At 70.3% G+C, this 21355-nt stretch carries 15 protein-coding genes; 12 read left to right on the top strand and 3 right to left on the bottom strand.

All coding sequences use genetic code 11. The features are described from left to right. Window positions 1-65: 65 nt before the first annotated feature. Complete coding sequence (locus OIE74_RS12640) at window positions 66-2813, bottom strand: ABC transporter substrate-binding protein (RefSeq protein ID WP_329382111.1); 2748 nt, start codon at window positions 2811-2813, stop codon at window positions 66-68. 321 nt (window positions 2814-3134) lie between these two features. Between OIE74_RS12640 and OIE74_RS12645 the strand changes: the two genes are divergently transcribed. The 4 genes from OIE74_RS12645 (at window position 3135) to OIE74_RS12660 (ending at window position 7111) form a co-directional block, all read left to right on the top strand. Then, window positions 3135-3377, top strand: coding sequence for a hypothetical protein (locus OIE74_RS12645; protein ID WP_329382114.1), 243 nt, complete (start codon window positions 3135-3137; stop codon window positions 3375-3377). Window positions 3378-3482: 105 nt separating this feature from the next. After that, a complete protein-coding gene (locus OIE74_RS12650) occupies window positions 3483-4304 on the top strand; it encodes a hypothetical protein (protein ID WP_329382116.1) in 822 nt (273 codons plus the stop codon). A gap of 21 nt (window positions 4305-4325) precedes the next feature. Further along, entirely contained in the window at window positions 4326-6251 is a 1926-nt protein-coding gene (locus tag OIE74_RS12655; RefSeq protein ID WP_329382119.1) for a fumarate reductase/succinate dehydrogenase flavoprotein subunit, read from the top strand. Beyond that, window positions 6248-7111, top strand: a complete 864-nt coding sequence (locus tag OIE74_RS12660; RefSeq protein WP_329382122.1) for a succinate dehydrogenase/fumarate reductase iron-sulfur subunit — start codon at window positions 6248-6250, stop codon at window positions 7109-7111. Before OIE74_RS12655 ends, OIE74_RS12660 begins: the two co-directional genes overlap by 4 nt. Before the next feature lie 73 nt (window positions 7112-7184). Here OIE74_RS12660 and OIE74_RS12665 read toward each other — a convergent pair whose 3' ends face one another. Beyond that, on the bottom strand, window positions 7185-8138 hold the full coding sequence (locus OIE74_RS12665; protein WP_329382125.1) for a TetR/AcrR family transcriptional regulator C-terminal domain-containing protein: 954 nt from the start codon (window positions 8136-8138) through the stop codon (window positions 7185-7187). A gap of 116 nt (window positions 8139-8254) precedes the next feature. Here OIE74_RS12665 and OIE74_RS12670 point away from each other — a divergent pair, with 116 nt between their 5' ends. Together OIE74_RS12670 and OIE74_RS12675 are read left to right on the top strand one after the other, a co-directional pair. Next, on the top strand, window positions 8255-9880 hold the full coding sequence (locus tag OIE74_RS12670; protein WP_329382128.1) for an MFS transporter: 1626 nt from the start codon (window positions 8255-8257) through the stop codon (window positions 9878-9880). Between the two features lie 101 nt (window positions 9881-9981). Next, complete coding sequence (locus OIE74_RS12675) at window positions 9982-11052, top strand: LacI family DNA-binding transcriptional regulator (RefSeq protein WP_329382130.1); 1071 nt, start codon at window positions 9982-9984, stop codon at window positions 11050-11052. Window positions 11053-11071: 19 nt separating this feature from the next. Here OIE74_RS12675 and OIE74_RS12680 read toward each other — a convergent pair whose 3' ends face one another. Next, a complete protein-coding gene (locus OIE74_RS12680; RefSeq protein ID WP_329382133.1) occupies window positions 11072-12073 on the bottom strand; it encodes an acetylxylan esterase in 1002 nt (333 codons plus the stop codon). A 230-nt stretch (window positions 12074-12303) separates the two neighbouring features. Here OIE74_RS12680 and OIE74_RS12685 point away from each other — a divergent pair, with 230 nt between their 5' ends. The 6 genes from OIE74_RS12685 (at window position 12304) to OIE74_RS12710 (ending at window position 21274) form a co-directional block, all read left to right on the top strand. Further along, window positions 12304-13548 carry a sugar ABC transporter substrate-binding protein gene (locus tag OIE74_RS12685; protein WP_329382136.1) on the top strand — a complete coding sequence of 415 codons (1245 nt, stop codon included), beginning with the start codon at window positions 12304-12306 and terminating at the stop codon, window positions 13546-13548. A 5-nt stretch (window positions 13549-13553) separates the two neighbouring features. Beyond that, entirely contained in the window at window positions 13554-14540 is a 987-nt protein-coding gene (locus tag OIE74_RS12690; RefSeq protein WP_329382138.1) for a carbohydrate ABC transporter permease, read from the top strand. Continuing rightward, entirely contained in the window at window positions 14537-15409 is an 873-nt protein-coding gene (locus tag OIE74_RS12695; protein WP_329382141.1) for a carbohydrate ABC transporter permease, read from the top strand. The genes OIE74_RS12690 and OIE74_RS12695 overlap by 4 nt, the downstream gene beginning before the upstream one ends. Window positions 15410-15499: 90 nt before the next feature. Continuing rightward, window positions 15500-17347 (top strand): GH39 family glycosyl hydrolase, encoded by a 1848-nt coding sequence (locus OIE74_RS12700; RefSeq protein ID WP_329382144.1) that lies wholly within the window; start codon window positions 15500-15502, stop codon window positions 17345-17347. A gap of 176 nt (window positions 17348-17523) precedes the next feature. Then, window positions 17524-19017, top strand: a complete 1494-nt coding sequence (locus OIE74_RS12705) for a glucoamylase family protein (RefSeq protein WP_329382147.1) — start codon at window positions 17524-17526, stop codon at window positions 19015-19017. 202 nt (window positions 19018-19219) lie between these two features. Beyond that, window positions 19220-21274, top strand: a complete 2055-nt coding sequence (locus tag OIE74_RS12710; RefSeq protein WP_329382150.1) for a TPM domain-containing protein — start codon at window positions 19220-19222, stop codon at window positions 21272-21274. Window positions 21275-21355 lie beyond the last annotated feature (81 nt).

Here is a 21355-nt window from a genome sequence, read left to right on the forward strand (position 1 = left end):
GTCCGGCTTCCAGGGTCTGACCTGCCGGTTCTCTCCGTTTCTTCTTCTGTGCTACCGCTGTGCTTCTACTCGTCGTCGCTTTCGGGCGTCGCCTCGGCACTCTCGGACGGCGCCGTGGCGCTGTCCGAGGGCGCCGGGGCGCTGTCGGACGGCGACGGCTTCTGCGGGCCGCTCCCGCCGCCGTCCTTGAAGCCGATGTCCTCGTAGCGAGGGGTGGCGAAGGCGAAGGCACCGGCGTTCGCCACGGAGGGCTTGGCCGCCACGAGCTGCGGGCGCTGGTAGAGGGGGATGGAACCGGCCGCCGCCCAGATGCGGGCGTCGGCCTGCCTGAGCAGATCGCGGGCCGCGTTCTCGTCCAGCTCGGAGGCCGCCTGGTCGAAGAGCTGGTTGATGTGGTCCGTCCCGACGCGGGTGTAATTCTGCTCCACCAGCAGCGAGCCGTCGGAGGCGGGGACGGGCTTGGCGTAGATCGGCCGGCCGTCGGTCGCGGGGTAGGCGGTCGCGGGCCACGAGTAGAGGGCGAGGTCGTAGTCGCCCGACGCGACGTGGTCCTTGAAGTAGTTGGCGTCCGCGACCTTGCTGATGTCCGTGCGGATGCCGATGCGGTCGAGCATGCGCGCGATCTTCTCGCCGACGGTGCGCAGCTGCTCGGAGCCGGGTCCTGAGGGGAGGACGAAGCGGAGGGTGAGCGGCTTGCCGTCCTTGGCGAGCGGGCCGGGCAGGGCAGAGGCTGATCCGGAGGTCGAGGCCGACGCGGAGGCTGATCCGGAGGCGGAGGCCGAGGCCGAGGCGGACGACGACGCCGAGGCTGATCCGGAGGCGGAGCTCGATGCGGACGACGAGGGGGACGCGGACTCGGATTCCGTGTCAGAGCCGGAGTCGGTGTCCGACTCGGTGTCCGACTCTTCGTCGGACGCGGAAGCGGACTCGGAAGCGGACGCGGACGCGGACTCGAACGCGGACGCGGAAGTGGACGCGGAAGTGGACGCGGACGCGGACTCGGAGGGCGCCGCCGTGCCGCGCGGGGCGTACGCACCGGCCATGCCGCTCTGCTGCCTGTCCTGGGCGCTGACGTCCGAGTCGTCCAGCAGCCCGGTCCGGCCGATCAGGACCGCGCGGTGGAAGGCGGCGGCGGGGGCCGGGGCGATCACGCTGGTGTCGCTCTCGGAGATGGGGGCGCCGCGTCCCGGCTTGTTGTCACCGACGACGTACGAACCTTCGTCGGACGAGCTGTCGGACTCGGAGCCGGAGCCGGAAGCGGAGTCCGAATCGGAGCTGGGGCTGGAGCCGGCGTCGGAATCAGAATCCGAACCGGAGTCGGAATCGGAGTCCTTGTCCTTGTTCTCGGCGTCCTTGTTCTTGTCCTTGTCCTTCTTCTTGTCGGCGTCGGCCTCGCTCCCGGCCTTCGTCCCGTCGTCCTTCTTCAGCGCGCCGCCCGGCACCCAGCCCGCGTCGGCCAGGAGCGCCTGCGCCTCCCGGGTGTTCTGGTCCCCGAGCGCGTCGCTGCTGTCGGCGTACGCGTGCTGTCCGGCCAGTGCCAGATGGCTGCCCGGCGGGTACGCGGGCAGGCCGAGCGGCTTGAGTACGGCCTCGGCCAGCTTCTTCCGGTCGAGTGCGCGGGCCACGGCACGCCGTACCCGCTCGTCGGCCAGCGGCCCGGTCTCCCCGTTGAGCGCCAGCTGCGTGAAGGCGGGCTCCAGGGACTTCCGTACGACATAGCCCCGCAGGCCCTTCTGCTCCTTGGCCTCCTTGGCGAGCGCCTCTGTCCTCTTGTCCTGGGACTCCCGCGCCTCATCGGACGTCTCCTCGTCCGAGCCGCTCTCCTCGTCGGAGCCGTTCTCCTCGTCCGTGGTGTCCTCCGGGGTCCGGGTCGGCGACGCGGTGGCCGCCTGCGGCCCCGCTCCCCCACCCTTCTTGCCGTCGCGCGCCTTGTTGATCCGCTCGGCCACCGGGCTGTCGATCTCGGCGAGGTCGAGCGTGCCATCGGCGAGCGCGGCGGCCCGCTTGTCGCGCGGCACCGCGCTCAGGACGATGCTGTCGAGCTTCGGCCGGGCACCCCACCAGCGGGGGTTGCGGACGAGGGTCATCTCGCGGTCCTCGCGGTCCAGCTCCTTGATCTGGAACGGCCCGGCCGACGCCTTGAGCTTGGTGCGCGCGCCGTCGTTGAAGGAGTTCGGCGCCCCCATCACGCTCTTCGGGTACAGCGGGCTGAAGAGCGCCTTCCAGTCGGCGTACGGCTTGTTGAAGGTGACCCGGACCTCAAGGTCGTCCTTGCCGCGCTCGATCTTCTGGATCCGCTCGTATCCGGCGTTGCGCGCGGTCCAGTACGCGGACTCCTTGCCGCTCAGCGCGCGCCACTGGGCCACGAAGTCGGGGGCGCCGAGCTCACGTCCGTCGCTCCACACCGCCTGCTGGTTGAGCTTGTAGAGCACGACCTGCTTGGGCTCGCGCTCGACGATCTTCGCGGACTCCAGATAGTCCGGGTTGCGCTCCGGCCGGCCCGTCTTGTCGAGGGTGAAGAGTGAGGGCAGTACGGCGCCCGCGATGCGCGACGTCGTGGCGTCGGCGTCCGCCTGGAAGGTGTTGAGGGTGGTGGGCACGGTGTCCACGGCCCAGCGCAGCGTCCCGCCGTCGGCGATCCGGTCCCGGGCCGCGGGCCCGACGTCCTGGGCCGGGCCCGGGACCTTGCTCCGCTCCTCGCCCGAGCTGCACCCGGCGAGCGCGGGCAGGGCGAGCACGCCGGTGGTCAGTAGTGCGACGGAGCGGATGGTCCGGGAGCATGTCCTCCCGCGTGGGGCGCCGACCTGGGACATGACTTCTACCTCTTCGTCCTGTTTGTGGAATTTAGAGATGATCACATCTATTGCCCGCCCACTGAAGTGGACCGGGCCGCCCCGGCAGCGGAGACACGGCGGTCAGGCGCCCGAAGCCCACCCGTACGGCTCAACGAGGAACGGGACACAGGGCCGCCGAAAGAGCGAAAATGGAGGGGCGCGACATCAACGACGCGGAGCGCACGGCTCAGGTATGCGCCGGGAATCCCTGCAGGTCCCTTCACAAGCGGGGATGTGAGGAGCGACACTCGCAGGCGCATTACCGATGGCATCGCTCCCCTGCGGAAGTGAGGGCAAGTCATGTCCCAGCCGGAAGATCTGACAGCAGTCCACCGTCGTATCGATGAGCTCGTTCAGCGCGTCGCGGACCTGGAGCGGACGGTCGACCGACTGAACGAAGCCGTACCGGCGGCGCCGTCCAGGCCCGCGCCCAAGGACCGCCGCCCGGACGTGGTCACCATCCCCGACGCGCCGTACAACGCGGCGCTGTGGACGGACTCCGACGACGAGGGTCTCGGCCTGCGGGACCGGCGCGCCCCCTAGGCGCCCGGTCGGCCTGCCGGCCTCCGACGTCCGACACCCGCCATCAACCGCCATCGGCCCTACGACCCCCCACCAGACCCACTCCATCTCCATACGGAGTCTTCGTTGGCAACAGGCACGGAACGACCCCAACTGAATACGGGCGTGCACGACACCACGCGTGCCGCCATCACCGCCCGCCACCTGCGGACCGACCGCTGGTGGCTGGCCCCTGCCGCCACGGCGGCGGGGCTGCTCGCCTTCGTCATCTACTCGACGTGGCGCGCGTTCGGGAACGCCCACTACTACGCGGCGCCGTACGTCTCACCGTTCTACTCGCCCTGTCTGGCGGAGAATTGTGAGCCGATGAAGGGCGGCCCCAATCTGGAGATCTTCGGCAGCTGGTGGGGCCTGTCCCCCGCGCTGATCATCCTGATCTTCCCGCTGGGCTTCCGGATGACCTGCTACTACTACCGCAAGGCGTACTACCGGGGCTTCTGGGCGTCACCGCCCGCCTGCGCCGTCGCCGAACCGCACAAGAAGTACTCCGGCGAGACGCGCTTCCCGCTGATCCTCCAGAACATCCACCGGTACTTCTTCTACGCGGCCGTGCCGGTGGCGGTCATCCTCACGTACGACACGGCGCTCGCCTTCCGCAACTCGGATTACGAGTGGGGCCACATGGGCCTCGGCACGATCATCATGGTCGTCAACATCGTGCTGATCTGGGCGTACACCCTCTCCTGCCACTCCTGTCGCCATGTCATCGGCGGCAAGCTGAAGCACTTCTCCAAGCATCCGGTGCGCTACCGGCTGTGGGGCTGGGTCGGGAAGCTGAATCACCGTCATATGCAGCTCGCCTGGGCCTCCTTGATCAGCGTCGCCCTCGCGGACTTCTATGTGTATCTGCTCGCCAGCGGGGTCTTCGACGATCCGCGCCTCTTTTAGTCCTAGGGAGTGCCTCCAGTAATGACGCAACTCGAACGCGAGCAGTGGGACGTCGTGGTGGTGGGCGCGGGCGGAGCGGGTCTGCGGGCCGCCATCGAGGCGCGTGAGCGTGGCGCCCGTACCGCTGTCATCTGCAAGTCGCTCTTCGGCAAGGCCCATACGGTGATGGCCGAGGGCGGTATCGCGGCCTCCATGGGCAATGTGAACTCCGGGGACAACTGGCAGGTCCACTTCCGCGACACCATGCGCGGCGGGAAGTTCCTCAACCAGTGGCGGATGGCTGAGCTGCACGCGCGGGAAGCGCCCGACCGGGTCTGGGAACTGGAGACCTGGGGCGCGCTCTTCGACCGTACGGCCGACGGGAAGATCTCCCAGCGCAACTTCGGCGGTCACGAGTACCCCCGTCTCGCCCACGTCGGCGACCGGACCGGCCTTGAGCTGATCCGTACGCTCCAGCAGAAGATCGTCGCCCTCCAGCAGGAGGACTTCCGCGAATTCGGTGACTACGAAGCCCGGTTGAAGGTCTTCCAGGAGTGCACCGTCACCTCCGTACTGAAGGAGGGCGAGCGGGTCTCGGGCACGTTCTGCTACGAGCGCGAGTCCGGCCGCTTCTTCGTCCTGGAGGCGCCCGCCGTCGTCCTCGCGACCGGCGGCATCGGCAAGTCCTTCAAGGTGACGTCGAATTCGTGGGAGTACACGGGCGACGGGCACGCGCTGGCGCTGCTCGCCGGAGCCCCGCTGCTGAACATGGAGTTCGTGCAGTTCCACCCGACGGGCATGGTCTGGCCGCCGTCGGTGAAGGGGATCCTTGTCACCGAGTCGGTGCGCGGCGACGGCGGAGTGCTGCGCAACTCCGAAGGCAAACGGTTCATGTTCGACTACATCCCGGATGTCTTCAAGGAGAAGTACGCGGAGTCCGAGGAGGAGGGCGACCGCTGGTACGAGGACCCGGACAACAACCGGCGCCCGCCGGAGCTGCTGCCCCGTGACGAGGTGGCCCGTGCCATCAACTCCGAGGTCAAGGCGGGCCGGGGCTCACCGCACGGCGGCGTGTTCCTGGACGTGTCCACGCGTATGCCGTCCGAGGTCATCCAGCGCCGGCTCCCGTCGATGTACCACCAGTTCAAGGAGCTGGCCGACGTCGACATCACGGCCGAGGCGATGGAGGTCGGCCCCACCTGTCACTACGTGATGGGCGGGATCGCCGTCGACTCGGACACCGCCGCAACGCCCGGGGTCGCCGGTCTGTACGCGGCCGGCGAGGTCGCCGGCGGGATGCACGGCTCCAACCGGCTCGGCGGCAACTCGCTCTCCGACCTGCTGGTCTTCGGGCGCCGGGCCGGACTGCACGCGGCCGAGTACGCAGCGGGGCTCACCGAACGGCCGGCGCTCGACGAGGGTCAGATCGACGCGGCCGCCACCGAGGCGCTGCGCCCGTTCGGCGCCGAGGAGCCGGAGGGCGGCGGCCCGCCCGAGAACCCGTACAGCGTCCACCAGGAGCTCCAGCAGACGATGAACGACCTCGTCGGCATCATCAGGCGCGAGGGCGAGATGGAGCAGGCGCTGGAGAAGCTGGGCGAGTTGCGCGCGCGAGCGGCGCGCGCCGGGGTGGAGGGCCACCGGCAGTTCAACCCCGGCTGGCACCTCGCGATCGACCTGCGGAACATGCTGCTGGTCAGCGAGTGCATCGCCCTGTCGGCCCTGGAGCGCACGGAGAGCCGCGGCGGTCATACCCGCGAGGACTGGCCGGGCATGGTGCTCGACTGGCGGCGGGTCAATCTGCACTGCCGGCTGAACGATTCCGCGCGGGACCCGTCGGCGGACCCCGCGCTCGGCCGGATCAGCCTCTCCAGGAAGACGACCGAGCCCATCCGTCCCGACCTGCTCGACCTCTTCGACAAGGAAGAGCTGGTCAAGTACCTCGCCGAAGAGGAGCTCCACGAGTGAGTGCCAGCACGACTCCGACTCAGAGCACACCCCCCTCGTCCGACTCGTCCACCACTTCACCCGCCACGTCCGGGACGCCCGCCCCGGCCACTTCGTACGAGGCCAAGTTCAGGGTCTGGCGGGGCGACGCGGAGGGCGGCGAGCTGAAGGACTTCGCCGTCGAGGTGAACGAGGGCGAGGTCGTCCTCGACATCATCCACCGGCTCCAGGCGACGCAGGCGTCCGATCTGGCGGTGCGCTGGAACTGCAAGGCGGGCAAGTGCGGTTCGTGCAGCGCGGAGATCAACGGCCGGCCGCGGCTGCTCTGCATGACGCGGATGTCGACCTTCACCCGCGAGGAGACGATCACCGTCACCCCGCTGCGCGCGTTCCCCGTCGTCCGGGACCTGGTGACGAACGTGAACTTCAACTACCAGAAGGCGCGTGAGGTACCGGCGTTCGTGCCGCCGCCGGGGGTCGCGGCGGGCGAGTACCGGATGCAGCAGATGGACGTGGAACGCTCGCAGGAGTTCCGTAAGTGCATCGAGTGCTTCCTGTGCCAGGACACCTGTCACGTGGTCCGGGACCACGAGGAGAACAAGACCTCGTTCGCCGGTCCCCGTTTCCTGATGCGGGTCGCGGAGCTGGACATGCATCCGCTGGACGCGGCCGGGGAGAGTGGCCTGGACCGCAAGGAGACGGCGCAGGACGAGCACGGGCTCGGCTACTGCAACATCACCAAGTGCTGCACCGAGGTCTGTCCCGAGGGCATCAAGATCACGGACAACGCGCTGATCCCGCTGAAGGAGCGCGTGGCGGACAAGAAGTACGACCCGCTGGTCTGGCTGGGGAACAAGATCCGCCGCCGTACCGGCAGCTGAGGGGCGGCGTCCGCGCTCGGGCGGCGGACGGGCCGGCGCGGCCCGTCCGGCGCCTGGGGGCAGGCACGCTTTCTCAGTGCTCGGGTGACGTGGGGGGCTCCGGGGACCTCGGGGACCTTTGGGACCGCTCGATCAGGGACTCGACGCCGTCCAGCATCCGTTCGAGGCCGAACTCGAAGAGTGTGCCGAGTTCGAGGTCGAACTCCTCGTCCCCGAAGAGGGTCGACAGGACCGGATACCGGCCGGTGAGCTGGACCGAATCCAGGCGCGTCTCGTTGGCCGCCATCCACTGCTCGGCCGTCAGCCCCGTGTCCTGCCGCGCCTGCGACTCCAACTCGACCGCCATCGCCACCCCTTGGGCGTAGCCGAGCAGGGAGAGATGGATATGGATCACCGCGTCCGGCGTGAGACCGAGCCCGCGCAGCGTGCCCAACGCCCGCTCGGTGTAACTCATCGCGTGCGGTGATGCCATCGGCCGGGTCAGTCCCGCCATGGCACGGGCGAGCCAGGGATGGCGCTCGTACTGGATCCACAGCCACCGGACCTCCCGGCTCAGCCGTGGACGCCAGCCGGCCGGTTCGGGGCCCGCCGGGGCACCGGCGAACACCGCCTCGGACATCAGCCGCACCAGCTCGCCCTTGCTGGGGACATGGCGGTACAGCGCCATCGTGGACGTACCGAACTCCGACGCCACGCGCCGCATCGACAGCGCGCCCAGCCCTTCGGCGTCGGCGATCGAGATGGCCGCGCGCACGACGCGCTCGCGGCTCAGTCCCTCGCCGGGAGCCGTGTCCCGGCCACGGGGGCGGACGGGCTCCGCGACCACGGTGCCGACGCCCGGCACCGCCCGCACGAGCCCTTCCTGGTTCAGCGCCGCCAGCGCCTTGGTCGCGGTCGCCATCGCGACGCCCCACTCCTGGGTGATACGGCGGGTGGACGGCACCCGGTCGCCGGGCACGAGTTCGCCGGACGCGATACGGCGGCGGAGCTCGGCCGCGATGCGGAGGTAGGGCGGATCGACGGTCATGGCCTCCACCGTACTAGTGCGCTGAGGACTCAACTCCCGGGTCTGAACAGGGCTTCAGGGCCGGTGCACTAGGCAGCTGTTTGCCGCGTACACGCGAAGCCGGGAACGTACCGGCCATGGAGAACTCACACGCACCCCGGCTCGCGGGCCGCCGGGAATGGACCGCCCTCGGCGTCCTGATGCTCCCGCTGCTCCTCGTCTCGATGGACATCTCGATCCTCTACTTCGCGATCCCGTACGTCAGCCAGGATCTGGAGCCCAGCGCCACCCAGCAGTTGTGGATCCTCGACATGTACGGCTTCGTGCTGGCGGGGCTGCTCATCACGATGGGGGCGCTCGGCGACCGGATCGGCCGGCGCAGGCTGGTGCTCGCCGGCGCGGCGGTCTTCGGCGCGGCCTCGGTGGCGGCGGCGTACGCGCACTCGGCCGACGCCCTCATCGGCGTACGCGCGCTGCTCGGGCTCGGCGGCGCCGCCCTGATGCCGTCGACGCTCGCGCTGATCCGCAACCTCTTCCACGACGCGAGGCAGCGGGGCCGGGCGGTGACGATCTGGACGGGGGTCATGACCACCGGGATCTCGCTGGGGCCGGTGGTCAGCGGGCTGCTGCTCGAACACTTCTGGTGGGGGTCGGTCTTCCTGATCAACCTGCCGGCGATGGTGCTGCTGCTGGTGCTGGTGCCGTTTCTGGTGCCGGAGTCCAGGACGGGGGGTCCGGACACTTCGCGGGAGCCGTTCGACCTGGTGAGCGCGGCTCTCTCGCTCGCCGCCCTGCTCACGGTCATCTACGGCGTCAAGGAGTGGGCCCGGCACGGGTTCGCGCCGGTGCCCGCCGCGGCCGTCGCCCTGGGACCGGTGCTCGGGTATGTCTTCGTACGCCGCCAGAAGCGCTTTGCCCACCCCATGATCGACCTCGGACTGCTGGGGCGACGCGCCTTCGGGGGGCCGGTGTTCGCGAATCTGCTCGCGATGTTCGCCACGGTGGGTATGGCGGTCTTCCTCACCCAGTACCTCCAGTCCGTGCAGGGGCTGAGTCCGTTCGAGGCCGCGCTGTGGAGCCTCGTACCGGCCTCGGGCGTGATCGTGGCGGCGCCGGCGTCGGCGATCCTCGCGCAGCGCACCGACCGCGCGTATGTGATGGGCGGGGCGTTCCTCTTCTCGGCGGCCGGCTTCTTCTGGCTGACCCAGGTCCGGGCGGACTCGGCGCTCTGGTTCTGCCTCGCCGCCGCCGCGCTGTATGTGGGCGGCCTCGTCGCCGCCATGACACTCGCCAACGAACTCGCCATCGGCGCCGCCCCGCCCGAGCGCGCGGGCTCGGCCGCCGCCGTACTCGAATCGGGCCAGGAACTCGGCGGGGCGCTGGGAATGGCCGTCCTCGGCTCGGTCGGGGCCGCGGTCTACAGCCGGGACATGGCCGACGCCCTGCCGGCCGGTGTCACCGCCGCGCTGCCGGGCGGTCAGGCCGACGCCGTACGCGAGACCCTGGGCGGCGCGGCGGCTGCTGCGGCCCGGCTCCCGGAGGAGACCGCCGCGGGCGTGCTGACGGCGGCGCGGGACGCCTTCACGCACGGGATGGGACTGGCGTCGGTCGGCGCGGCTGTCGTGATGGTGGGGGCCGCGCTCTTCTCGTTCGTGGCGCTCAGGGGCACGGCCGGGCCTGGGACGGAGAACGGGGACAGGGGCCCCGAGGGGGTCGTCAAGGGGGGTGACCTTGCTCGTGCACAGACCGGCGCCGTAAAGTGAATGCGCTTACAGCGTAGGTGCGCCGGCGTCCGGCAGCGGAACGGGCCCGGTGGAGAGTGAGCGGTCAGAGACAGCGCGGCGAGAGCGGACGGTCGGATCGGTTGAGTGCCCCCACGGTGTACGACGTCGCCGAACGGTCCGGCGTCTCGATCGCGACGGTTTCGCGGGTCTACCGGAATCCGGACTCGGTGCGCGCCGAGACCCGCGACCGCGTACTGGACGCGGCCCGCGCCCTCGGTTACGTACCGAGCGGCAGCGCGCGTGGTCTGGCCAGCCGCACCACCGGCGTCCTCGGGCTCTGCTTCCCCGACTACGCGGACCCGGACGCCGAGACGGGCGCGGAGGCGGAGGCGGAGGCCGACGACTCGGCCGTCATGCTCTACTCCGACCAGATCATCCGTGGCATGGAACGGGCGGCACGGCGGCACGGGTACGCGCTGCTGATCGCCGCCTCGCTGGTGGGCGGGCCGGAGAGCCTGGTCGCCAAGGTGGCGGGGCGGGTGGACGGGTTCGCCGTACTGGCGAGGACCGTGCCCACCGAGGATCTTGAGGTGATCTCGCGGCGGCTGCCGATCGTGATGCTGGCCGGGCCGCGCGAGATCGACCACCTCGACCACATCGAGGTGGCGAACTCCGACGGGGAACGGGAGCTGGCCCGTCATCTCATCCGTGACCACGGGCTGCGCCGACTCGCCTTCGTGGGCGGCGAGCGTGAATCGCCGGACGCGCAGGCGCGGTTCCGCGGCTATCAGGAGGCCTGCCGGGAGGCGGGCCTGCCGGTGGCCGACGAGCCCGACCTGCGCGCCGGGATGATGACGCAGGCGGAGGGCGAACGGACCGCCGACGCGCTGCTGGACCGCGCCGCCGGGCGCGGGAGCGAGCGGCCCCAGGCGATCCTCTTCGCGAACGACCAGATGGCGATCGGCGCGCTGCACGCACTGGAACGGCGTGGGGTGCGGGTGCCCGACGACATCGCGGTGACCGGCTTCGACGGCATTCCGCTGAGCCGGATCGTCCGCCCGTCCCTGACGACGGTCCGCCAGCCGATGCGGCGCTTGGGCGAGGAGGCGGTCGAACTCCTCATCCACCGCCTGGCCGACCCCACGCGCGCCCCGGTCTCCCTGATGCTCCCCGTCTCGGTGACGCGCCGCTCAAGCTGCGGCTGCGGTTGACTCGCCGCCCGGCCCCGGGTCAGCCGAGCCGGGTGGCGAAGAACTCACGCCGGGCCTTCGCCAGCGCCGCCACGTCCGCGCTCTCGCCCTCGTAGTCGAAGTGCCCCGCCCGCAGCAGATGCAGCTCGCGCGGCTCGGGCAGGGCGTTGTAGACGGCGAACTGCCCCGGCGGCGGCACCGCCGGATCGAACAGCGCGGGCGCGACCAGCATCGGCACCCGGATCCGTTTCGCCGCGGTCGCGGCGTCGAAGTACGGGAGGACGTCCATGACCTCCGGATGCCGCTCGCGGTACGTCCGCACCGCCTCCCCGCTCCCCACGCTCGGCAGCGTCACCCGCAGCGGGTGATTCCCGAACGTCGGCACGGTCAACTGCCCGCAGGCGAACCGGTCGTCCCACGGGAGCGCCAGCGCCCCGAGCCCGCCTCCGAAGCTCTCCCCCACATACCCGAGCCGCGCCTCCTCCCCCGGTTCCGACCCCGTCCCCGTCCTCAGCTCCGGCACCAGCTCCAGCAACGCCGACGCCGCGCACCACAGATCGGCCACGCAGTCGCCGATCACATACGTCTCGCGTGACTCGATGCCGTGCAGCACATGCTCCCCGGCCTCGCCGGGAATGCCGGGGCGCCGGCTCCGCGAGCCCATCCCCCGTACACACGGCAGGATGGCAGCGCTCCGGGGCAGCGGCAGCGGCACATCCGCACCCGGCTCCTGGCGCCCGCCGTAGCCGTGCCCGATCACGAAGCCGTGCTCGACGGGCCCCGCGGCCGGCCGCACCAGCCAGCCGCCGAGGCGCAGTCCGCCGACCGAGGTGTACGACACCCCGAAGATCCGGCAGCCGTTCCGCTCGTCCTCCTGCGGCCCCACGGCCGGGGCGGTCGCCACCCCGGCCGCCGCCTCGAACCGGTCCCGCCAGTACGCGTCGAATCCCACCGGAGGGGCGGGCGCCGGGATGTCGAGCAGCTCGTCGAGGGTCCGGCCGTAGGCCGGGTCGAAGGGATAGCCGTGCTCGAACTCAGACATGAGCGCGACATTAGCCCCGGCCCGCCACCGATGACCACAACCGGAATAACCCTCATTACTTCCACAACGCAAACAGCCCACCTAGCCTGCGGAGGCAGAACCTCCGGGTGTCGCACATGTTGCACGAGTGTGACCAATGGCCCCCTTGCGGTTCCCGGAACGACTGCACCAGAGTGATGTATGCGCTTACAGGCAGCGCATACATCGGTGCGCTCAAGGAGGAGCCGTCCATGCATCGCAACGCCAGAACCGCCTCAGCCGCCCTCGCTCTCACGATGGCCGCGGGGATCACCGCATGCGGCAGTTCGGGGGGCGCCGGGGTCGCCGCCGACAAGAAGCAGACCCTCACCGTGTGGGCCATGGGCGCCGAGGGCGAGAAGCTCGCCGAGGTGGCCGAGGTGTACGAGGACGCCAACCCGCACATCACCGTCAAGGTCACCCCCATCGGCTGGGACGTCGCCCACCAGAAGCTGGTCTCCGCGGCCGCCGCCGGCACCTTGCCGGACGTGACGCAGATGGGCAGCAGCTACATGGGCGAGTTCGCCGAACTCGGCGTCCTGGAACCGGTCGACACCAAGACGTTCAAGAAGGACTCCTTCTTCCCCGCCGCCTGGGACCAGGGCGTGGCCGACAACGAGGTCTACGGCGTCCCCTGGTACGTCGAGACCCGCGTCCTCTACTACCGCACCGACCTGGCGAAGAAGGCAGGCATAACGAAGCCCCCCACCACCTGGCCCGAACTCCAGCAGGCGGCCACCGCCTTCCAGGACAAGGCCGGCACCCAGTGGGGCATCTACTTCCAGCCGAGCGGCCTGGACGCCGTACAGAGCTGGTACCCCTTCCTGTACTCGGCCGGCGGCTCGATCGTCTCCGACGACGGCAAGGCCGCCATGAACAGCCCGGAGACCGTCAAGGCCCTCAAGGAGTACGGCACATACTTCGAGAAGGGGCTCTCCAAGAAGAGCTTCCAGCCCGGCTACGAGGTCCTCACCGACTTCAACAGCGGCGACGTCCCGATGTTCTACTCCGGCCCCTGGACCATGGCGGGCATCAACGACAACTACCCGGATCTCAAGGGCAAGTGGGCCATCGCGAAGGTCCCGGCCGACCAGGGATCCGTCTCCATGGCCGGCGGCTCCAGCCTCGTCGTCTCCAAGGACAGCGAGCACAAGGAAGCCGCCAAGGAGTTCCTGAGCTACCTCACCGGCACCGAGGGGCAGAAGGACTGGTTCAAGCGCTCGGGCGATCTGCCGGCCAACACCAGCGCCTGGGACTCCGGCGACCTCGCCGACGACGCCAACTTCAAGATCTTCCGTGCGCAGATGGAGACCGCCAAGTCCTGGCCGGTCCTGCCCCAGTGGACGGAGATCTCCTCGAAGGCCGACGAAGCGATCTCCCAGGTGACCCAGGGCAAGGCCTCCGCCGAGGACGCCGCCGAGAAGGCCCAGTCCAGCATCGAAGGGCTTGTGGAGTAGTCGTCATGAGCACCACGACCGAATCTGTGGCGGACGCGGACGCGGACCCGGTCAAGTCCGGGCCGGGGGCGGACTCCCCGTCCGGTGGCCGCGACCACCGCAAGCAACGGCCCGTCGCCGTACAGCACATGGCCGGCTGGCTGTTCTCCACCCCCTTCCTGGTGCTCTTCGCCGTCTTCATGGCTCTGCCGATCCTCGCGACGCTCCTCATGAGCTTCACGGACTTCGGACTGCGCAATGTCACCGATCCCTTCTCGGCGGAGTTCATCGGCCTTGAGAACTACACGAAGCTGTTCGAGGACGAGAAGTTCCTCAAGGCCCTCTTCAACACCGCCTACTTCGTGGTCGTCGGCGTACCGCTGACCGTCGGCCTCGGGCTCGTCGTCGCGGTCCTGCTCAACAACGGCATCGACCGGGCCCGCACCTTCTTCCGGGTCGGCTTCTACGCCCCGGTCGTGACCAGCATCGTCGCGATCGCCGTCGTCTGGCGCTTCGTCCTCGACCCGTCCGACGGACTGATCGCGGGCCTCGCCTCCGAAGTCGGCCTGACCTCACCGGACTTCCTCGGCTCCGAGGCACTCGCCATGCCCTCGCTGATCGTGATGGCCGTGTGGCGCAACCTCGGCACGGTCATGGTGCTCTTCATCGCCGGCCTTCAGGCCATCCCGCCCGACGTACGGGAGGCGGCGCGGCTGGACGGCGCGAGCACCTGGCAGGAGTTCCGCCGTATCACCGTGCCACTGCTGCGGCCCACGATGCTCTACACCACGGTGATCACCACCATCGGCTATCTCAACGTCTTCGAGGAGCCGTTCGTGATGACACAGGGCGGGCCGTCGGACAGCACGCTCACCGTGTCGCTGGCCATGTACCGCGAGGGCTTCAACTTCTTCCACATGGGCTACGCGAGCGCCATGGCGTATGTGCTCTTCGTCGTGATCATGGCGATCACGGTGCTCCAGCTCCGTCTGCTGAAGGACAACACGAAATGAGCGCCGCACGCACCACCACCACTCCCCCGCCCCCCACGTCGAGCGGCGGACGGCTGAAGAAGACCGGCGTCTATGTACTGCTCTCGGTCGGCCTGCTGGTCATGGCGGCGCCGTTCCTGTGGATGGGTCTGTCGGCGTTCAAGACCGACCGCGACCTGACCGCGAGCCCGCCGGTGTGGATCCCCACCGAGTGGACCTTCGAGCACTTCGGCGAACTGCTCGACCGTCTCGACGTACCGCTTTACTTCTTCAACTCCCTCACCGTGGCTGTCCTGGTAACCCTCTCCAATCTGGTGTTCTGCTCGATGCTGGGCTACGCACTGGCCAAACTGCGGTTCGGCGGCCGGAACAGGATCTTCGCGCTGGTGCTCGGCGCGCTGATGGTGCCCGGCAATCTGATGCTGCTGCCGCTCTTCGTCCTGATGAGCAAGCTCCAGCTGATCGACTCCTACGCGGGGCTGGTACTGCCGTTCGCCGCCCAGGCCTTCGGTGTCTTCCTGATGCGCCAGTTCATGCAGTCGATCCCCGACGAACTGCTGGAAGCGGCCCGCATCGACGGTGCCCGCGAGTGGTACATCTTCTGGCGGATCGCGATGCCGCTGGTCAAACCGGCGCTGGCGACGCTCTCGATCCTCATCTTCCTGGGCTCCTGGAACAACTTCGTCTGGCCGCTGATCGCGACGAACGACCCGGGGAAATACACCCTCCCGGTGGCCCTCGCGACCTTCGCCACCGACCCCAACCAGTCGGACGGCTCCAACGGCATGCTGATGGTCGGCTCCCTCCTGATCATCCTGCCGGTGCTGCTGGTGTTCCTCGTCCTGCAACGGCACTTCACCCAGGGCCTCGCCACCACCGGCATGAAGTAGCCGCCGCCACCGGCCTTCCCGACGCGTACCGCGGCTCCGACGCCGCCGCTCTACCGCCGCGCACTCACCGACGAAAAGGTTTGTACCGACATGACCGAGAAGTCCACCGCTCGCGCCGACTGGGAGACCCGTATCGGGAAGCCCAGCGATCAGCGGCTCACCGGCATCGGGGAACTCCCCGCCCCCGTCGGCCTGTCCGCCGAGGACGGCACCGGCCATGTGCTGCTGACCTGGCAACCGGTGGCGGGCGCGCTCGGCTATCTCGTGCACCGCGCCGACTCCGCCGACGGCCCCTACGAACCGCTCGACCACCTCGGCGGCGACGTGCTCGCCGTACCCCATCCGCCGTACGCCGACACCCTCGCCGAGCCCGGACGCGTCTACCACTACAAGGTGGCCACCTGGTCCGACGGCAGAGCCGGCGCCCTCTCACAAGCGGCCTCCGGCCGCGCCGAGCGCGCCGGCTCAGGCCCCGCCCCGGTCACCGTCACGGTGGACGCCGCCGCACCCGCCACTCCTCTCCCCGGCGTCTGGAACAGGATGATCGGCGCCGAGCACTTCTCCCTGCTGGCCTGGGACAAGCCGGGCGCGGGCGGCTCGGACGTCGCGAAGGAGTACGCCCGTGCCCTGGAGATCGTCCGCGACGAGATCGGCGTCCGCTCCGTGCGGGCGCACGGCACCTTCCTCCCGGAGACACTCACCGTCCAGCCGGACGGCTCCTTCGACTTCTCCGGCCTGGACGCGGTCTACGACCGGTTCCTGGCGACCGGTCTCCAGCCCGTGGTCGAACTCTCCTTCATGCCGAAGGAGCTGGCCGCCGACCCGGACTACACCGTCTTCGACTACCGGGCTCTGGTGTCCAGGCCCGCCGTGTGGGAGCACTGGGGCGACCTCTGCCGCGAGGTGACCGTCCACCTCCAGGACCGGTACGGCAAGGACACCGTGGCGGGCTGGGAGTTCGAGGTCTGGAACGAGGCCAATCTGGAGGTCTTCTGGAACGGCACCCAGGACGACTACCACCTGCTCTACGAGGTCGCCGTCCGCGCCGTGAAGGGTGTCGACGAGCGGATCAGGGTCGGCGGCCCGTCGTCCGCGGCGGCCGGCTGGGTCGGCGCCCTTCTTGAGTACTGCCAGGAGCGCGACGTACCCATCGACTTCGTCTCCACCCACACCTACGGCAACGCCCCGCTCGACTTCCGTCCGATGACGCGCGCGTTCGCTGAGGCGACCGGACGGCCCGAGCCGGAGATCCTGTGGACCGAGTGGGGTGTCACCCCCACCCACTTCCACCGGGTCAGCGACTCCGTCTTCGCCGCTCCGTTCGTCCTGCGCGGTATGAAGAGCGCCCTGTCGTCGACCGACGCGCTCGCCTACTGGGTCGCCTCCGACCAGTTCGAGGAACTGGGCTGGCCGCCCCGCCTCTTCCACGGCGGATTCGGTCTCCTCACGGTCGGCAATCTGCGCAAGCCGCGCTTCTGGGCGCTCTATCTCCTCTCCCAGCTGGCCGGGGGGCGGATCCCCGCCGTGGTCACGGGCGACGGCGCCGAGGCGCTGGTGGAATCCCTGGCCACCCGCGCCGACGACAGCACCACCGTCGACGTCCTGCTCTGGAACGGCACGCTCGACCAGTCCAAGATCGACGGCTCCGCGCCGCTGGACCGCACGGCGACCGTGCGGGTCACCGGACTTCAGCCGGGCGCGGGTTACACCGCCCTCTCCCGCCGGGTCGACGAGGAACACGCCAACATCCAGGCCGTCTGGAACGACCTCAACGGCGGCGACTGGCCGGACGAGCCCCAGTGGGCGAAGCTGCGGGCCGCCGACGAGCTGCCGGTGGAGCCCTTCGGGCCCCTGGTCGCCGACGACTCGGGCACGGCGACGCTGACCGTCCCGCTGCCCAACCCCGGTATCCGCTTCCTGCGCCTCGTCCGCACCTGAGCGCCCCCACAGTCCCGGGGGCCGGCGGCACCTGACCGCCGCCGGTCCCCGTGCGGACACCGCCGCCATGGCCGGCCCCTCCGCCCATTATTCCGGCCATGGCGGCGGCCCAAAGACCTGGCCCAGGCACCGAACCTGGCCACCACTCCACATCTGCCAAGGGGAGCTGGACTCTCATGGATCGTCGTACATTTCTCGCCGCCGCGGGAACAGGAGCCACCGCCCTGTCCCTCGGCGCCCTCGCCACACCCGCCGTGTCCGCGCCGACCGCGGTCGCGTCGCGTGCTCGTGCCGCTCACGCCTCTGATACACCGCAGCTTCTCCGCTGGTTCCGCGACACGTATCACTCGATCGAGGCGATGACCACCGACATCGGTCTCGCCGCCGACAAGATCAGCCTCGACGCACCGGGCGGGCCGGTCCCCTCCCAGAACACCTCGCCGACCAACATCGGCTGCGGGCTCTGGTCCACGGTCGCCGCCGCCGGACTCGGCGTCATCGACGAGGACACCATGCACCGCCGCCTCGACCGGGCCCTCACGGCCGTCGAGAAGCTCGAACGTCACCACGGCTTCTGGCTCAACTGGTACGACGCCCACGACGGCTCGGTGCTCACCAACTGGCCGGGCACCGGCGACCCGGTCCGTCCCTTCCTCTCGTCGGTCGACAACGCCTGGCTCGTGACCGGCCTGCTCATCGCCGCCGACGCGGACAGCCGACTGCGCCGCCGGGTCGACAAGCTGCTGGCCACCGCCGACTGGTCGTACTACTACACGCCGTACGACGCCGGGGACCCGGTGGCCAACCCCGGCCAGCTCCGGGGCGGTTTCTGGACCGACACCGGCGAGCCCACCGGCCACCACTACGGAGCGCTCAACACCGAGCCCCGCATGGCCAGTTACCTGGGCATCGCCGACGGCAGCCTTCCCTCGGACCACTACTGGCACATGTTCCGCACGATGCTTCCCGAGCACGGTCAGGAGCAGCCGCCCGGCGGGGCGTACGACACCATCGACGGCGTCCGGCTCTTCCAGGGGCACTACACCCACCGGGGCCGCAAACTGGTCCCGACCTGGGGCGGCTCGATGTTCGAAGCCCTGATGGTGCCGCTGTTCGTGCCCGAGCCTGAGTGGTCACCCCGCTCATGGGGCACCACCCACCGCCGCTTCGTCCGCTCCCAGATCGAGCACGGTCTGGAGGAGGCGGGGTACGGCTACTGGGGGTTCTCCCCCGCCGAGGTGCCCGAAGGCGGTTACCAGGAGTACGGCGTGGACGCGATCGGCATGAACATCGACGGATACGCGTCGAACACCGACCGCACCTATGTCACGTACGGTGAGCCGCTGCCGCCCGCCTCCGCCTACACCAACGGGGTCGTGACCCCGCATGCCTCGTTCCTCGCCCTGCCCTACGCACGGTCGGAAGCCCTCGCCAACCTCAAGGCCATCGCGGCGGACTTCGGCGCGTACGAGGAAGGCTTCGGTTTCCGGGACTCGGTCAATGTGGGGACCGGCCATGTCAGCGGCTCCGCTCTCGCCCTGGATCAGGGCATGATCGCCGCCGCGCTCGCCCAGGAACTGCGCCCCGGTCTGCTGCAGCGTCCCTTCCGCACCGGTGGTTTCGCTTCGCGTATCCGTCCAATGCTGGCCAAGGAGCGTTTCAGCATCTGATTCCCTCGCCGGATCCCGCACGGCCGGCCGGCGCCGCCCCGCGTGCGGCGCCGGCCGGAACGGCACCGAGCCCGGCGCTTCGGGCGTCCGCGCGGGGCCCGCAGTCCGGTCGCGGACCACCGAGGCCGGACATAGCCTCCCAAATGTGACGCGGACAGTACGCCGTAACCGGACTCGAACAGCCGGCCGGAACCTCCTGGCCATGCTGCTGACGGCCGGGTGGCTGCTGATCCCCGCCGTCTCGCCGGACGCGCGTGCCGAGGATCCCGTCACCCTTTCGCGTCAGGGGCAGATCACCGACAAGGTCGGTGCGCTCGACGGCCGGCAGGGGGCGGTGACCGCCTCACTCGACCGGCTCCACCGCGACGCCCGTATCCATCTCTTCGTCGTCTACGTGCGTGACTTCTCCGGCAGAACCGGGCAGAGGTGGGCCGCCGCGACCGCCGGGCGGAACAGTCTCGGCCGCGACGACATCCTGCTCGCCGTCGCCACCCACGACCGGCAGTACGCGTACGCCGCCGCGGCCGGCTCCCCTCTTACGGAGGGCAGGCTCGCGGAAGTGGCGAGGACGGCCGTCGAACCCGCTCTCCGGGAGAACGACTGGGCGGGAGCCGCGATCGGAGCTGCCGACGGCTTCCGCGCGGTTGCGGCGGGCGCGCCCATTCCCACGCCCGCCGTGTCGTCCGGCCCGGTGGACCCGGGCGGCGAGGCCGCCTCCAACCGGTCGGGCAGCGCACTCGTCCTTCCTGTCGTCCTGGTGGGCGGGGCCGCGGCTCTCGCCGCGTACGGCTTCATCACGCGCAGGAACCGGGCCTCGACCCGTACGACGCTGCACGGTGGCAAGGAGACCTGGGGAGACGCGGGTCCTTCGCCGCGGACACCGCTGCCGGAGCTCGACCGGAGTGCGGGACAGGCGCTCGTCGGGACCGACGACGCCGTGCGCACCAGCGAGGAGGAACTCGGCTTCGCCACCGTGCAGTTCGGGGAGGAGAAGGCACGTCCGTTCCAGGACGCCGTGACGTACGCGAAGGGGGAACTGGCGTCCGCCTTCCGGCTGCGCAGCCAGCTGGACGACGGGTCCCCGGCGGACGACGCCGCGCGGCGCCGCATGCTGGACGAGATCGTCGCCCGGTGTACGGACGCCAACGGCCGGCTGGACGCCGAATCGGGGGACTTCGACCGGCTGCGCGCGAGGGAGCGCGACGCGCCGCAGGCGCTGACCACCGCCGAGGCCGGGTTCCGGGAGCTGAGCGGCAGGAGCGTCACGGCCGCCGCCACTCTCACCGCGATGCGGGAGCGGTACGCGGAGTCGGCGTCCGCCCCCGTCGGGGACGCTGTCGAACAGGCCGACGACCGGCTGGTGTTCACGACGGCCAACCTGGACGACGCGCGCCGCTCGATCGAGGCGGGCGACAACGGAGCCGCGGCGGTGTATGTACGTGCGGCGGAGAGCGCCATCGGGCAGGCGGCGATCCTGGTCGAGGCCGTGGAGCGGCGCGCTCTCGAACTCGCCGAGGCGGCCGGTAAGTTCCCGGGCTCGCTGACCGACTTGGAGACCGATCTGGCGGACGCGCGCGGCCTGCTCGAAGGCATGGAGGAAGGCACACCCACGGCGGATCTTGAGGGGCGGATCGCGCGCGCCGAGGCGGTGATCGCCGACGTGCGGCAGGAACAGGCCGCCGGGCCGCGGGATCCGATGGACGCCCTGCGCAGGACCGAGGAGGCGGACGCGGTGCTGGACGAGGCCCTCGTGGGCGCGCGCGAGGGCGAGGCGGGACGCCGTACACCGGCGCTGCTCGACCGGGCGTCGCTCGGCGCCCGCTCGGCGGTCGGCGCGGCGGACGGCTACATCTCGACGCACCGGGGTGCGGTGGGCGGCGAGGCCCGCACGCGGCTGGCGGAGGCGGAGCGGAGGCTCGACCAGGCCGGAACGCTGACGGAGCTCGGCGACGCGCAGGGCGCGCTGGCCGAGGCCCAGCACGCGGACGCTCTCGCGAGACAGGCGCAGAACCTCGCCGAGCAGGATGTGCGCTCGTTCGGGAACCGGTCCGGTCCGGGCGGCGCGACAGGGGCGGGGGCGGGGGCAGGAAACGGGCTCGGCGGTGCCGTGCTCGGCGGAATCATCCTCGGCGGCCGGTCCGGCGGCGGTGGCGGTGACGGTGATGGCGGCGGTGACAGCGGCGGTCGTGATGCCGGTCCTGGCAGTTTCGGAGGCGCCGGCACTCGCGGCCGGATGGGCGGCGGCGGCCGTTTCTGACGCGATTCCCCTGGTCCATCAGGCGAAGGAGGAGCAGCCCGCCGTCCGGCCGGCGTCTTCTCGTGACCCGGCCGGAGTGGG

The sequence above is a fragment of the Streptomyces sp. NBC_01716 genome, assembly GCF_036248275.1.
Taxonomy (GTDB): Bacteria; Actinomycetota; Actinomycetes; order Streptomycetales; family Streptomycetaceae; genus Streptomyces.

Coding starts and splice junctions, on each gene's coding strand:
- OIE74_RS12640 (WP_329382111.1), bottom strand. CDS start 2,813: ATGTCCCAGGTCGGCGCCCCACGCGGGAGGACATGCTCCCGGACCATC.
- OIE74_RS12645 (WP_329382114.1), top strand. CDS start 3,135: ATGTCCCAGCCGGAAGATCTGACAGCAGTCCACCGTCGTATCGATGAG.
- OIE74_RS12655 (WP_329382119.1), top strand. CDS start 4,326: ATGACGCAACTCGAACGCGAGCAGTGGGACGTCGTGGTGGTGGGCGCG.
- OIE74_RS12665 (WP_329382125.1), bottom strand. CDS start 8,138: ATGACCGTCGATCCGCCCTACCTCCGCATCGCGGCCGAGCTCCGCCGC.
- OIE74_RS12670 (WP_329382128.1), top strand. CDS start 8,255: ATGGAGAACTCACACGCACCCCGGCTCGCGGGCCGCCGGGAATGGACC.
- OIE74_RS12680 (WP_329382133.1), bottom strand. CDS start 12,073: ATGTCTGAGTTCGAGCACGGCTATCCCTTCGACCCGGCCTACGGCCGG.
- OIE74_RS12685 (WP_329382136.1), top strand. CDS start 12,304: ATGCATCGCAACGCCAGAACCGCCTCAGCCGCCCTCGCTCTCACGATG.
- OIE74_RS12690 (WP_329382138.1), top strand. CDS start 13,554: ATGAGCACCACGACCGAATCTGTGGCGGACGCGGACGCGGACCCGGTC.
- OIE74_RS12695 (WP_329382141.1), top strand. CDS start 14,537: ATGAGCGCCGCACGCACCACCACCACTCCCCCGCCCCCCACGTCGAGC.
- OIE74_RS12700 (WP_329382144.1), top strand. CDS start 15,500: ATGACCGAGAAGTCCACCGCTCGCGCCGACTGGGAGACCCGTATCGGG.
- OIE74_RS12705 (WP_329382147.1), top strand. CDS start 17,524: ATGGATCGTCGTACATTTCTCGCCGCCGCGGGAACAGGAGCCACCGCC.
- OIE74_RS12710 (WP_329382150.1), top strand. CDS start 19,220: ATGCTGCTGACGGCCGGGTGGCTGCTGATCCCCGCCGTCTCGCCGGAC.